General features: G+C 69.9%; 12 protein-coding genes and 1 pseudogene. 9 read left to right on the forward strand and 4 right to left on the reverse strand.

The window, feature by feature from the left end; all coding sequences use genetic code 11:
- Positions 1-139: pseudogene (locus IJ15_RS25725) on the forward strand (D-alanine--D-alanine ligase A); the annotation flags it as partial.
- Between the two features lie 67 nt (positions 140-206).
- Here the strand turns inward: IJ15_RS25725 and IJ15_RS0122540 are convergent.
- Together IJ15_RS0122540 and IJ15_RS0122545 are read right to left on the reverse strand one after the other, a co-directional pair.
- The gene (locus tag IJ15_RS0122540) at positions 207-818 is read right to left on the reverse strand and encodes a DUF3515 domain-containing protein (RefSeq protein WP_031940596.1); all 612 of its coding nucleotides are present in this window, start codon (positions 816-818) and stop codon (positions 207-209) included.
- Position 819: 1 nt separating this feature from the next.
- Positions 820-1,065, reverse strand: coding sequence for an Lrp/AsnC ligand binding domain-containing protein (locus IJ15_RS0122545; protein WP_031940597.1), 246 nt, complete (start codon positions 1,063-1,065; stop codon positions 820-822).
- Between the two features lie 268 nt (positions 1,066-1,333).
- Here IJ15_RS0122545 and IJ15_RS0122550 point away from each other — a divergent pair, with 268 nt between their 5' ends.
- Genes IJ15_RS0122550 through IJ15_RS0122560 form a run of 3 tightly spaced genes read left to right on the forward strand, consistent with a single transcriptional unit; the run spans position 1,334 to position 3,516 of the window.
- Positions 1,334-2,281: a thiamine-phosphate kinase gene (locus IJ15_RS0122550; RefSeq protein WP_031940598.1), complete on the forward strand. Its 948-nt coding sequence runs from the start codon at positions 1,334-1,336 to the stop codon at positions 2,279-2,281.
- A gap of 9 nt (positions 2,282-2,290) precedes the next feature.
- The gene (locus IJ15_RS0122555; protein WP_031940599.1) at positions 2,291-2,812 is read left to right on the forward strand and encodes a gamma carbonic anhydrase family protein; all 522 of its coding nucleotides are present in this window, start codon (positions 2,291-2,293) and stop codon (positions 2,810-2,812) included.
- Positions 2,812-3,516, forward strand: coding sequence for a uracil-DNA glycosylase (locus IJ15_RS0122560; RefSeq protein ID WP_031940600.1), 705 nt, complete (start codon positions 2,812-2,814; stop codon positions 3,514-3,516). The genes IJ15_RS0122555 and IJ15_RS0122560 overlap by 1 nt, the downstream gene beginning before the upstream one ends.
- 68 nt (positions 3,517-3,584) lie before the next feature.
- Here IJ15_RS0122560 and IJ15_RS0122565 read toward each other — a convergent pair whose 3' ends face one another.
- Entirely contained in the window at positions 3,585-4,376 is a 792-nt protein-coding gene (locus IJ15_RS0122565; protein ID WP_031940601.1) for an enoyl-CoA hydratase/isomerase family protein, read from the reverse strand.
- Between the two features lie 157 nt (positions 4,377-4,533).
- Positions 4,534-4,725, reverse strand: coding sequence for a 50S ribosomal protein L28 (rpmB, locus tag IJ15_RS0122570; RefSeq protein WP_031940602.1), 192 nt, complete (start codon positions 4,723-4,725; stop codon positions 4,534-4,536).
- Between the two features lie 284 nt (positions 4,726-5,009).
- Between rpmB and IJ15_RS0122575 the strand changes: the two genes are divergently transcribed.
- From IJ15_RS0122575 to coaD, 5 genes are all read left to right on the forward strand, one after another.
- A complete protein-coding gene (locus IJ15_RS0122575) occupies positions 5,010-6,683 on the forward strand; it encodes a DAK2 domain-containing protein (RefSeq protein WP_051919502.1) in 1,674 nt (557 codons plus the stop codon).
- 52 nt (positions 6,684-6,735) lie between these two features.
- Entirely contained in the window at positions 6,736-8,991 is a 2,256-nt protein-coding gene (recG, locus tag IJ15_RS0122580; protein ID WP_031940604.1) for an ATP-dependent DNA helicase RecG, read from the forward strand.
- Between the two features lie 188 nt (positions 8,992-9,179).
- Positions 9,180-12,587 carry a pyruvate carboxylase gene (locus tag IJ15_RS0122585; protein ID WP_031940605.1) on the forward strand — a complete coding sequence of 1,136 codons (3,408 nt, stop codon included), beginning with the start codon at positions 9,180-9,182 and terminating at the stop codon, positions 12,585-12,587.
- 28 nt (positions 12,588-12,615) lie between these two features.
- On the forward strand, positions 12,616-13,182 hold the full coding sequence (rsmD, locus tag IJ15_RS0122590; RefSeq protein WP_031940606.1) for a 16S rRNA (guanine(966)-N(2))-methyltransferase RsmD: 567 nt from the start codon (positions 12,616-12,618) through the stop codon (positions 13,180-13,182).
- Positions 13,179-13,673, forward strand: coding sequence for a pantetheine-phosphate adenylyltransferase (coaD, locus tag IJ15_RS0122595; protein WP_031940607.1), 495 nt, complete (start codon positions 13,179-13,181; stop codon positions 13,671-13,673). Before rsmD ends, coaD begins: the two co-directional genes overlap by 4 nt.
- Positions 13,674-13,703 lie beyond the last annotated feature (30 nt).

Consider the following 13,703-nt stretch of genomic DNA (forward strand, 5'->3'; position numbering starts at 1 on the left):
CAACGAGATCAACACGATGCCCGGTTTCACGTCGATCTCGATGTTCCCCCGGATGTGGGAAGCCGCGGGCGTCGAGTACGCGGCCCTGGTCTCCACCCTGGTCGACACCGCACTCGCCCGCGGGACGGGACTGCGCTGACACCGGCGCGCAGGTTCGGCCCGAGCTCAGCTCGGGCCGAACCCGCCGTACGCCACGGGGCGGGAACCTAAGGGGTGGGAACCGGGGCGGGGTCGAGCGGCTTCTGCGGCATCGACGTGGAGATCGCGGCGGATGCGTCCTGCAGCGGCGTCGGTCCGGAGCCGTTCGGAACGGTGAGGGCGACGTAGACACCGCGATCGACCGCGTACCAGGTGCTCGCGTCGATGCCCTGTGCGGCGCCCGAGATCTCGAACCACTGCACGTCGTCGATGACGGTGAGCGCCGATGCCTGGTGGAACTCCGGCGGGCGCTCGAGGCCGCACCGCAGTACGACGGGCTCACCCTCGGCCGGCCGCCACGCCGCGGTGGCCTCGGGGGCGGGGTCACGCAGTTCGGCACGGGAATAGTCGCCCATGTCCTCGGGCAGGTTCTCCATCAGTGCGCTGCACTCGGCCGACTGCGCGTCGGGTGCCTGGACGGGGCCGAGTCCGACGGGCTCGATCACCGGTGTGCGGCCGGCGATCGCGGCCGCGGCGATCACGCCGACGACGAGGGCGACCGGAAGCGCGATGGCTGTCGCGATCAGCGCGGGACTGCGCTTCTCCTTCTGCTTCGTCTCCGCCGGATCTGCGCGGTGCTGGTCGGTCTGCTCGGTTGGGGTGTGTTCGGGTTCGGACATCTCAGTTCTCGGTCGGTGCGGTCGGTGCCGCGATCTGGCAGGTCAGGATGCGGGTGATGCCCTGAACCTTCTTCATGTCGTCGACGACGTCGGACAGCCCGTTCTCGCCGTGGCCGCCCACGCGGGCGATCACGTCGTAGGGCCCCACCACATCCTCGGCGGAGTCGACGCCCGGGATGCCGGCGAGCGTGGCCGCGACTGCGGCGGCCTTGCCGACCTCGGTCTGGATCAGTACGAAAGCCTGCACCGCGGGTCCGTCCCTTCCCGTCGTCGTGCGCCGGCATCTCGGTAGAGTCTCGGGAGATCCGGGACCCCCGGAGCGCCGTTTCCGGCATTCCGTGCCGGGACACCGGCCGCAAACTAAAAGGTACCGCAGTCGCGGGACTCGAACCCGTGACCCGGCACGGCTGGACTCGTCCACGACCGGGACCGACGCTGGGAGGCCGATCATCGACACCGCAGGACCCAGGCGCGACGACGCCGATCGCACGGTCGCCGAACTCGGCGAGTTCGCGGTGATCGGACGGGCGGTCGAGGGCCGTCGGCAGCCGGCGACCACGCTCCTCGGTCCGGGGGACGACGCCGCCGTGGTGCGTGCGCCCGACGGCCGGGTCGCGGTGTCGGCCGACATGCTGGTCGAGGGCCGGCACTTCCGTCTCGATTGGTCGACTCCCGACCAGGTGGGTCGAAAAGCGGTGGCGCAGAACGGTGCGGACATCGCCGCGATGGGCGCCCGGCCGACGGCCTTCCTGGTGTCGTTGGGCTGCCCTGCGGACACCCCGGTGTCGGTGGCGGCGGGGATATCGGACGGGATCGGACGGGCCGCCGAGTCGCTCGGCGCCGGCGTCGTGGGCGGCGACCTGGTGCAGTCCGACCAGGTGGTGGTGTCGGTGACCGCGCTCGGCGATCTCGAGGGTCGCGAGCCGGTGCTCCGTTCGGGCGCGACGCCGGGCGACGTCGTCGCGGTCGCGGGGACCCTCGGCCGGTCCGCGGCGGGCCTCGCGCTGCTGCTGGCCGGCCTCGTGCGGGAGGGGGAGGTCCCCGACGAGGTGTCGGCTGCACTCGTCGCCGCGCACCGCGTGCCGACCCCGCCCTACGGCGCCGGCCTCGCCGCCGCCCGCGGGGGCGCATCCGCCATGACCGACATCTCCGACGGGCTCGTCGCGGATCTCGGTCACATCGCGGACGCGTCGGGCGTGCGGATCCGGATCGACCGGAGCCGGATCGCGCTCGATCGGCTGCTGGTCGCGGTAGCGGAACGGGTCGGAGGTGATCCGTGGAACTGGATCCTCACCGGTGGTGAGGACCACGCCCTCGCCGCGACGTTCCCCGCGAGCGTGACCCCGCCCGACGGGTGGACGGTGATCGGCGAGGTCGTCGGGGGAGCCGACGGTCCGGCTGTGCTCGTCGACGGGCGCCCGTGGACGGTGTCCGGCGGCTGGGAGAGCTTCGGCGCGGGATAGGTTGCACGCATGGCTATCTACGCACTCGGTGACCGAGAGCCGGACATCGCGCCGGACGCATACGTCCATCCCGACGCCGTCGTGATCGGGGCCGTCACACTGGGGCCCGGTGCCTCGGTCTGGCCGCAGGCGGTCCTGCGCGGCGACTACGGCACCATCAGCGTCGGTGCGGGCACCAACATCCAGGACGGCACGATTGTCCACTGCACCTCGATCGACGCCACGATCATCGGTGCCGGGTGCGTCGTCGGCCACAACGCCCACATCGAGGGCGCGACGATCGGTGACAACTGCCTCATCGCATCCGGATCGGTCGTCCTCAACGGATCCGTCGTCGGCGCGGGGTCGGTCGTCGGCGCGGGCGCGGTCGTCCCGTTCAAGTTCGAGGTGCCGCCGCGCAGCATGGCGCTGGGGGTGCCCGCCAAGGTCCGTGAGGGGTACGAGGTTCCCGAGGGACACCTCGACCTCAACATCAAGCTGTACCAGGCGAATGCCGCGTACTACCGCGACGCGCTGCGCAGGCTCGACTGATGGCGGCGCAGGCGGCGAAGGCGGCGAAGGCGGCGAAGGCACTGACCGATCTGGTCGATCCGGGATGGGCGAAGGCGCTCGCGCCCGTCGAAGGTCGTATCGCCGAGATGGGGGAATTCCTGCGCGCGGAGATCGCGGACGGACGCAGCTACCTTCCCAGTGGGGAGAACGTCCTGCGGGCGTTCACGAATCCGTTCGAGGACGTGCGGGTGCTGATCGTGGGGCAGGACCCCTACCCGACTCCGGGTCACGCTGTGGGACTGAGCTTCTCGGTGGCGCCCGACGTCCGGCCGGTGCCGCGGAGCCTGAACAACATCTTCGCCGAGTACACCGAGGACCTCGGTCACCCGACGCCGTCGAACGGGGACCTCACGCCGTGGACCGAGCACGGGGTGCTGCTGCTCAACCGGGTGCTCACCGTCGCTCCCGGCGACGCCGGCTCGCACCGACGTAAGGGCTGGGAAGCGGTGACCGAGCAGGCCATCCGCGCGTTGGTGGAACGGCAGTCGCCGATGGTGGCGATCCTGTGGGGGCGTGACGCGGCGACGCTGAAGCCGATGCTCGGCGACGTCCCGACCATCGAGTCGGCGCACCCGTCGCCGCTGTCGGCGCGGCGCGGATTCTTCGGGTCCAAGCCGTTCAGCCGGGCCAACGAGCTGCTCGCGGATCTCGGTGCTCGCCCGGTGGATTGGCGCCTGCCCTGAGATACGACCGAACCCCGGTCGCCGTGACCGTGGAGGCCTGACGGGCGACCGGGGATCCGTGGGAACGACTATCCGGTGACGGAGGAGAAGTCCGGGCGGCGCTTCTCGACGAACGCGTCGACACCCTCGCGTCCGGTCGCGCCGTCGGCGGCCGCGGAGATCGACGCGGTCTCGGCGTCGAGCTGATCGGACAGCGTATTGGTGCGGCTGCTCGTGAACAGCGTCTTGATGCCCGAGTAGGCGGCGGTCGGCCCGGCGGCGAGGGTGCGCGCGACGCGCAGTGCCTCGTCCTGCACCTGGTCGTCCTCGACGAGGCGGCTGAGGATGCCGAGGCGCACGGCCTCCTCGCCGTTCAGCACGGCGTCGGTGAGCAGGATCTCACGGGCGCGGGACGCGCCGACGATCCGGGGGAGTGTCCACGACATGCCGCCGTCCGGGGTGAACCCGATGGACGGGTACGCCGGACGCAGCTTGGTCGAGGTTCCGCCGATCGCGATGTCGGACAGGCACACGATGCTCATGCCGGCGCCGGCCGCCCAGCCGTGGACGGCCGCGACGACCGGAACGGTGATCGCGTCGAGGGCGCGGACGAACTCGTGGAACGCGGCCGCCACGTCGCCGACGAACTCGCCGCGCTTCTCCGCGGACGCGAAGGCCCGCACGTTGCCGCCGGCACAGAAGTTCGCGCCGTCGCCGACTAGCAGCACGGCGCCGATCTCGCTGCCGGCCTCGCGCAGGGCGGTGGTTGCTTCGGTGATTCCGTCGATGTCGAGAGAGGTCCCGTTCGCGGCGGTGGCCACGGCCACCCGCAGGACACCGTCCTCGATGCGGACATTGCTCGGTGTGTCAGTTGCAGTCACGTGTGCACACTAGCCGTCGGACCTGAAACGACCGGAAGGTCGGTCCCATCCACCGCGACGGGTTCGGGGACGATCGGCCCGACCGCCCCCGGAAACGACAGAACCCCCGACACCGAGGGTGTCGGGGGTTCTGTCGAAGACTGTCCGGGTGGCTGAATCAGCCGCGGACGACCTTGCCGGCCTTGAGGCAGGAGGTGCAGACGTTCAGCTTCTGGGTGTTGCCGGGGGCAACCTGAGCGCGAACGGTCTGGATGTTCGGGTTCCAGCGACGGTTGGTACGCCGGTGCGAGTGCGAGACCGACTTACCGAAGCCGGGCCCCTTGGCGCATACGTCGCAGACGGCAGCCATAGTCGCGAACTCCTTGTGATAGTGAAACATTGTCTTGTGCTTGACCTACGAACACGCGAAGTGGAACCACTCGTGCGAGGCAACCCTGCAAGGGTAACCGCATCGGCACTGATTGGCCAAATCATCGGACCCTCGGAGAAATCGATTCACCGGCGGGTGCAGAACGTAGGACGCGAATGAACGTACACGCTCGCTGCGCGGCGGCCACCACGGGTATGTCGGGGCCACCGCTAGGCTTGGCTGCCGGGACGGCCTCGCTTATATAGAGGTGTGCCCCGGTAGGTATGGAATCGGTGCAGGGAGAGGACAGGCGATTGCTCGAGGTCCTGGAGACGGTGGACGGCCCGGCGCTGCACCGATGGGCCCGCGCGTGCGTCGCCGGTATCGAGAAGCACTGCGACGAGATCAACGATCTCAATGTCTTCCCCGTGCCGGATGCCGATACCGGCACCAATCTGCTGGCGACCATGCGTTCGGCGGTCGACGCGCTGTCGGCCCTGGAGGGCCCCGCGGCGAGCGCGTCCGGTGCGGCCAAGGCGCTGGCTCGCGGCGCCGTGACCGGTGCGCGCGGAAACTCGGGGGCGATCCTCTCCCAGGTGCTGCGTGGCGTGGCCGAGGCGGCGGACGCCGATCTGATCGATGCCCGGACGCTGCGGGCGGCGCTGCGGCAGGCCACGACCCTCGCCCTCGAGGCCGTGAGTGTTCCGATGGAGGGCACGATCGTGACCGTCCTGGCCGCCGCCGCAGACGAGGCCGAGCGGGGATCCGCGGATGCGTCGCTGTCGGAGGTCGCGACGTCGGCCGCGGACGCAGCCGCGGAAGCGCTGATGCGTACGCCGACACAGTTGGACGTCCTCGGCGCGGCCGGCGTGGTCGATGCGGGCGGTCGCGGACTGGTCGTCATCCTCGACGCGCTGGTCGAGGTCATCAGCGGTCAGGCTCCCGAGCGTGCCCCGTTCCGGACTGCGGGCGCACCCGGGCGTGACGGCGAGAGCGCGTGTGCGGCCGATCACGTCGCACATGCGGTGTCGGGTCAGGACTACGAGGTGATGTACCTCGTCGCCGAGACGGACACGGACCGCATCGCACGACTGCGGGCACGGCTGTGCGAACTGGGCGACTCGGTCGTCATCGTCAGCGACGGCAGTGACGGTTCGGCCACCTGGTCGGTGCACGTGCACTGCAGCGACGCCGGGGCTGCGGTCGAGGCCGGGCTCGACGCGGGCCGCCTGCGCGGCGTCCGGATCACCTGTTTCGTGCTCGACGCTGTCCGCACCGAGCGCCCGCGTGAGGCGTCGACGGCTCCGCGCGCCGTGCTGTCGGTCGTGGAGGGCGAGGGTGCGGCGGAACTGTTCGCGCAGGAGGGGGCGCACGTGCTGCGCTCCGACGGTGCGATCACCCGGGCGCAACTGCTCGCCGCGATCCGCGCCACCGGCCACCGGGAGGTGACGGTGCTGCCCAACGGCGCGCTCGCCGCCCAGGACCTGATCGCGGTCGGGGCGCAGGCGCGTGCCGACGACCGGGAGGTCGTGTTCCTGCCGAGTTCGTCGACGGTCCAGGCGCTGGCGGCGATCGCGGTCCACGACAGCAGCCGGATCGCGGTCGACGACGCGTTCGCGATGTCGGAGGCCGCCGCGGCCACGCGATGGGGCTCGCTGCGGATCGCCGACGAACGCGCGCTCACCTACGTCGGCACCTGCGAGCCCGGTGACGGGCTGGGGCTGGTCGGCCACGAGGTGGTGGTCATCGAGCGGGACGTCGCGGCGGCGGGGTGCCGGCTCGTGGAACTCGTGCTGGGTGCCGGCGGCGAGCTCGTGACGATTCTGTTGGGGGCGAAGGCCACCGACGAACTGGGGGAGCGGGTGGCCGCGTACATCACCTCGCGACACCCGGGTGTCGAGGTCATGGTCTATGCAGGCGGGCAGAGCCGCGACCTGCTGCAGTTCGGCGTCGAGTAGAGGGCGGATGGATGGCGACAGTAGCGATGGCACGTGCGACGGGACCCCTCACATGGCGACGTTGAGCGACCGACTCGACCATCTGCTGGGTGCGAAGACCGCGGAGGCGCTCGCCGAGGCGTTCGGACTCCGCACGGTCGAGGACCTGCTGCGGCACTATCCGCACCGGTATGCGGCGCAGGGCCGGGAACTGACGGAGAAGGAACCCGAGGAGGGTTCGCACGTCACGATCATCGCGCGGGTCGTCAAGGCCGACGTGGTGAACATGAAGAGCCGGCGTGGGCAGATGCTCAAGGTTGTGCTCGCCGCGGAATCGCAGAGCGTGGACGTTACGTTCTTCAATCCGCACAAGGTCAAGCATGCTGTCCGAAAGGGTGCACGGGCGATGTTCTCGGGCACCGTCAAGTACTTCCGGGGCAAGTGGAGTCTCACCCACCCGAGCTACCTGATCCTTCCGGAGCCGAGCGAGTCCGACGACCCGATCGTCCCGATGGCGCAGGTGCAGGGGGCCGGGGAACTGGTGGGGTTGGCGCGAGCCACCCAGGAGTCCGGGGCACCGGTGGACATGTCCATCTTCGACCGGGAACTCATCCCGCTCTACCCGGCCACCCGTGAGGTCGAGAGCTGGACCCTGCTGCGGTGCGTGCGCCAGGTGCTCGATCAGCTCGACCGGGTGGAAGATCCCTTGCCGCAATCGATCCGGGACGAACACGGGTTCATCGGTCTCGACGAGGCATTGCGCGCGATCCACCTCCCCGACACGCGTGACGACATCACTCGGGCGCAGGAGCGTCTCCGCTTCGACGAGGCGACGGCGCTGCAACTGGTGCTCGCGCAGCGACGCCGGGACGTCGCGGTGCGCGTCGCCCCGCAGTGCCCGCCGAAGCCGGACGGCATCGCCGCCGCGTTCGATTCGATGCTGCCGTTCGAACTCACCGACGGGCAGAAGGAGGTGGCCGCGGAGATTGCGAGTGACCTCGCGCGCCCCCATCCGATGAACCGCCTGCTGCAGGGCGAGGTCGGTTCCGGCAAGACGATCGTGGCACTGCGGGCGATGCTCCAGGCGGTCGACGCCGGATACCAGTGCGCCCTGCTGGCGCCCACCGAAGTGCTTGCGGCGCAGCATGCCCGGTCGTTGCGGACGATGCTCGGACCGCTCGGGACGGCCGGTGAACTGGGGGCGGCGGACGGCGCGACGAAGGTGACGCTGCTGACCGGTTCGATGCCGGCGAAGGCTCGTCAGGTCGCGCTGCTCGACATCATGACCGGTCAGGCCGGCATCGTGATCGGCACCCACGCGCTCATCCAGAACACAGTGGAGTTCGACAAGCTGGGGTTCGTGGTGGTCGACGAGCAGCACCGGTTCGGCGTCGAGCAGCGGGACGAACTGCGCAAGCGGGCCAAGGACGGACTGAGCCCGCACCTGTTGGTCATGACCGCCACGCCGATCCCGCGCACCATCGCGATGACGGTGCTCGGCGATCTCGAGACGTCGACGCTCCGGCAGCTTCCGCGCGGTCGCTCACCGATCGTCAGCAAGGTGGTCGCGGCGCGTGAGACCCCGCAGTGGGTGGCGCGGGCGTGGGAGCGCATCCGCGAGGAGGTCGCCGACGGCAGGCAGGCGTACGTGGTGTGCTCGCGAATCGGGGACGGCGACAGCGACGAGGAACTGATCAAGGCCGGCAAGGAGCCACCCGAGACGAAGTCTGCGGTGGACCTGTTCGACGAGCTGAGGTCCGGACCGATGCGGGACCTGCGGCTCGGACTGCTGCACGGGCGGCTGCCGTCGGACGAGAAGGACGCGGTGATGCGCGATTTCTCGGCGGGCACGATCGATGTGTTGGTCTGCACCACGGTGGTCGAGGTCGGTGTCGACGTTCCCAACGCCACGGTGATGGTGCTCGTCGACGCGGACCGCTTCGGGGTGAGCCAGTTGCACCAGTTGCGTGGGCGAGTCGGCCGCGGCGGCCACCAGGGGCTGTGCATCCTCATCACCGACATGCCCCCGGGCTCCCCGGCGCTCGAACGCCTCACGGCGGTGGCCGGTACCAACGACGGCTTCGAACTGGCCCAGCTGGACCTGCGTCAGCGGCGCGAGGGCGACATCCTCGGGTCCGCGCAGTCGGGCAGCGTCACGGCCCTGCGGATGCTGTCGTTGCTCGACCACGAGGATGTGATCGCCGCGGCGCAGGACTTCGCCCGCGGTGTGGTCGAGGACGACCCGGATCTGACGCGCCATCCCGGGCTCGCGGCGATGGTGGCGTCCGCGTTGGACACCGAGAAGATCGAGTTCCTCGAAAAGTCGTAGCGCGGTCGGGGCGAGGCCCGCCGGGTCCCGGAGTGGTCGGGCGCTCGGTCTGTCCTGCGCGTTCTTCCCCTGTTTGCAAACTTGCCAATTTTGCACGTCAGGGGCCTGATTTGTGAAGCTTGCGAAGCTTCCCGCATCGTGAGAGGGTACCTCCGCGGAGTGGCGCGCGGCACGGTATTTTGCTTCCCATGTTCACCAAAGTCCTCGTCGCCAACCGCGGCGAAATCGCCATCCGCGCGTTCCGTGCCGCCTACGAACTGGGCGCCGGAACGGTTGCGGTGTTCCCGTACGAAGACCGCAACTCGGTGCACCGCCTGAAGGCGGACGAGGCCTACCAGATCGGCGAGGTGGGCCACCCGGTCCGCGCGTACCTGTCCGTCGACGAGATCGTCGCGGCCGCCGAGCGCACCGGCGCGGACGCGATCTACCCCGGCTACGGGTTCCTGTCGGAGAACCCGGACCTCGCGGCGGCGTGCGAGGCGAAGGGCATCACCTTCGTCGGTCCGTCCGCGGAGATCCTCGAACTGACCGGAAACAAGGCGCGCGCGATCGCGGCCGCGAAGGCGGCGGGCCTGCCGGTGCTGGCGTCGTCGGAGCCGTCCGCGGACGTCGAGACGCTGCTCGTGGCGGCGGAGACCATGGACTTCCCGATCTTCGTCAAGGCCGTTGCCGGCGGCGGCGGGCGCGGCATGCGACGGGTCGCCGAGCGCGCTCAGCTGCGCGAATCGATCGAGGCGGCCTCGCGTGAGGCGGAGTCGGCGTTCGGTGACCCGACGGTGTTCCTCGAGCAGGCGGTGATCGATCCTCGTCACATCGAGGTGCAGATCCTCGCGGACGGCAAGGGTGGGGTCATTCACCTGTTCGAGCGGGACTGCTCGGTGCAGCGTCGGCACCAGAAGGTGATCGAGCTGGCTCCGGCGCCGAATCTCGATCCGGCACTGCGGGATCAGATCTGCGCCGACGCGGTCGCGTTCGCGAAGCAGATCGGCTACCAGTGCGCCGGCACCGTCGAATTCCTCCTCGACACCCGCGGCAACCACGTGTTCATCGAGATGAATCCGCGTATCCAGGTGGAGCACACGGTCACCGAGGAGATCACCGACGTCGACCTGGTGCAGGCACAGTTGCGCATCGCGTCCGGCGAGACCCTCGAGGACCTGGGACTGAGCCAGGACTCGGTCACGATCCGCGGCGCCGCACTGCAGTGCCGCATCACCACCGAGGACCCCGCCAATGGGTTCCGTCCCGATACCGGACGGATCACCGCGTACCGCACGCCGGGCGGCGCGGGGGTGCGCCTCGACGGCGGCGCGAACCTCGGCGCCGAGGTGGGCGCCTACTTCGATTCGATGCTCGTCAAGCTCACCTGCCGTGGCCGCGACCTCGAGGCCGCCGTCGCCCGTGCCCGCCGCGCGGTCACCGAGTTCCGCATCCGCGGTGTCTCGACGAACATCCCGTTCCTGCAGGCGGTGCTGGACGACGCGGACTTCCGTGCGGGACGCGTCACGACCTCGTTCATCGAGGAACGCCCCGAACTGCTGACGCTGCGCAGTTCGGCCGACCGCGGCACCAAGATCCTCAACTACCTGGCGGACGTCACGGTCAACAAGCCGCACGGCGCCCGGCCGACCACGGTGTACCCGCAGGACAAGCTGCCGTCGATCGATCTGTCCGCACCGGCCCCGGACGGCTCCCGGCAGCGACTGCTGGCACTCGGACCGGAGGGGTTCGCGAAGGCGCTGCGCGAGCAGAAGGCACTCGCGGTCACCGACACCACCTTCCGGGACGCACACCAGTCCCTGCTCGCGACCCGCGTGCGGACCTCGGGTCTGCTCGACGTCGCGGGCCACGTCGCCCGGATGACCCCCGAACTGCTGTCGATCGAGGCGTGGGGCGGTGCGACCTACGATGTGGCGCTGCGGTTCCTGCACGAGGATCCCTGGTACCGGCTCGCGGCGCTGCGCGAGGCCGTGCCGAACATCAACCTGCAGATGCTGCTGCGCGGTCGCAACACCGTCGGCTACACGCCATACCCGGAGAAGGTGACGCGCGCCTTCGTGCAGGAGGCGGCCGACACCGGTATCGACATCTTCCGGATCTTCGACGCCCTCAACAACGTCGACCAGATGCGCCCGGCGATCGAGGCCGTCCGCGAGACCGGCACCACGGTCGCCGAGGTCGCGCTGTCGTACACCGGCGACCTGTCCGATCCGAACGAGAACCTCTACACCCTCGACTACTACCTGCGTCTCGCCGAGGAGATCGTCGAGGCAGGCGCGCACGTCCTGGCGATCAAGGACATGGCCGGACTGCTGCGGGCCCCGGCCGCGGCGAAGCTCGTGACGGCGCTGCGCTCGAACTTCGACCTGCCGGTGCACGTACACACCCACGACACCCCCGGCGGCCAGCTCGCGACCTATCTCGCCGCGTGGCACGCCGGCGCGGACGCCGTCGACGGCGCCGCCGCACCGCTGGCCGGCACCACCAGCCAGCCGGCCCTGTCGGCGATCGTCGCGGCCGCCGCGCACAGCGAACACGACACCGGCATCGACCTCCAGGCCGTGTGCGACCTCGAGCCCTACTGGGAGGCGCTGCGAAAGGTGTACGCGCCGTTCGAGTCCGGACTGCCGGCCCCCACCGGACGCGTCTACACGCACGAGATCCCCGGCGGTCAGCTGTCGAATCTGCGTCAGCAGGCCATCGCGCTCGGCCTCGGCGACCGGTTCGAGGAGGTCGAGGCCAAGTACGCCGCCGCCGACCGCATGCTCGGCCGCCTCGTCAAGGTCACCCCGTCGTCGAAGGTCGTCGGCGACCTCGCCCTGCACCTCGTCGGCGCCGACGTCGCGGCCGACGAGTTCGCCGCGGACCCCGCCAAGTTCGACATCCCCGACTCGGTCGTCGGCTTCCTGCGTGGCGAGCTGGGCACCCCGCCCGGCGGCTGGCCCGAACCGTTCCGCACCAAGGCTCTCGAAGGCCGCGGGGCCGCGAAGCCGGAGACCCCGCTCACCGCGGAGGACGAGAAGGGGCTGGCGGGATCGTCGAAGGAGCGTCAGGCGACGCTCAACCGGTTGCTGTTCCCCGGACCCACCAAGGAGTTCGAGGAGCACCGCGACAAGTACGGCGACACCTCTCAGCTCTCGGCCAACCAGTTCTTCTACGGGTTGCGCCGCAGCGAGGAACACCGCGTCAAGCTCGGCAAGGGCGTCGAACTGCTCATCGGCCTCGAGGCCATCTCCGAGCCCGACGAGCGCGGATACCGCACCGTCATGTGCATCCTCAACGGCCAACTGCGCCCGGTATCGGTCCGCGACCGCTCCATCGCCAGCGAGGTCCCGGCGGCGGAGAAGGCGGACAAGAACAACCCCGCCCACATCGCCGCACCGTTCGCGGGCGTCGTCACGTTGATCGTCGAGGAGGGACAGCACGTCACTGCGGGCGATACCGTCGCGACGATCGAGGCGATGAAGATGGAGGCGGCGATCACAGCGCCGCGCAGCGGTATCGTCACGCGCGTTGCCATCGGCGGCGCCTCGCAGGTCGAGGGCGGCGACCTCCTGGCGGTCGTCTCGACTCGGGAGACCGCCGGCAACGACTGACGACCAGGCGAGTGGACAGGACAAGAGCGTGACAAGAATCGTCGCCGGCCGTGCCGGAGGCAGACGTCTGAAGGTTCCCGCGAGTGGGACCCGGCCGACGTCGGAACGAGTCCGCGAGGCCCTGTTCAGTTCGCTCGACAGCCGCATCGATCTCGAGGGCGCCGCCGTGCTCGACCTGTACGCAGGTTCCGGCGCCCTCGGGCTCGAGGCGTTGTCCCGCGGCGCCGAGCACGTGCTGCTCGTCGAGTCGGACACGAAGGCGGCCGCCGTCATCAAGCAGAACGTGGCGGAGGTCGGCCTGTCCGGTGCGGTCGTGCGGACCGCGCCGGTCGCGGCCGTCGTCGGCGCTACGCCGGACCGTGAATACGACGTCGTCCTGGCGGATCCGCCGTACGCCGTCGGCGAGGACGCGGTCACGGCCGCCCTGGCAGCGCTGCTGGCCAACGGTTGGGTCGGGGAGGGGTCGATCGTGGTCGTCGAACGGTCGTCGCGCTCACCGGAGACGTCGTGGCCCGACGGGATGCGCGCCGAGCGCGTCAAGCGTTACGGCGAGACCAGAATCGAGGTCGCCACCTGCTACGGTCTGGATTCATGACTGGCGCTGTGTGCCCTGGATCCTTCGACCCCGTGACGAACGGTCACCTGGACGTGATCGGACGCGCCGCGGCGCTGTTCGACGAGGTCATCGTGACCGTGATGATCAACAAGAGCAAGCGCGGCCTGTTCACCGTCGACGAGCGCATCGAGATGCTCGAGGACGCCACCAGTGACCTGTCCAACGTGCGCGTCGCCTCGTGGCACGGGCTGTTGGTGGACTACGCCAAGTCGCAAGGGATCTCGGCGATCGTCAAGGGTCTGCGCGGCGCCAACGACTTCGACTACGAACTGCAGATGGCGCAGATGAATCAGAAGCTCTCCGGCGTGGACACCCTGTTCATCCCCACCAATCCCACCTACAGCTTCCTGTCCAGCTCGCTGGTCAAGGAGGTTGCGACGTTCGGTGGCGACGTGGCGGACATGGTCCCCGAGAAGGTGCATGCCCGGTTGATCACCAGGATCGCCGAACGGGCCGCCGAGAACTCCTGACCGGGCCGGGCGGGTCCGCTCGGTCACCCT

It is taken from the genome of Prescottella defluvii, assembly GCF_000738775.1.
GTDB lineage: Bacteria > Actinomycetota > Actinomycetes > Mycobacteriales > Mycobacteriaceae > Prescottella > Prescottella defluvii.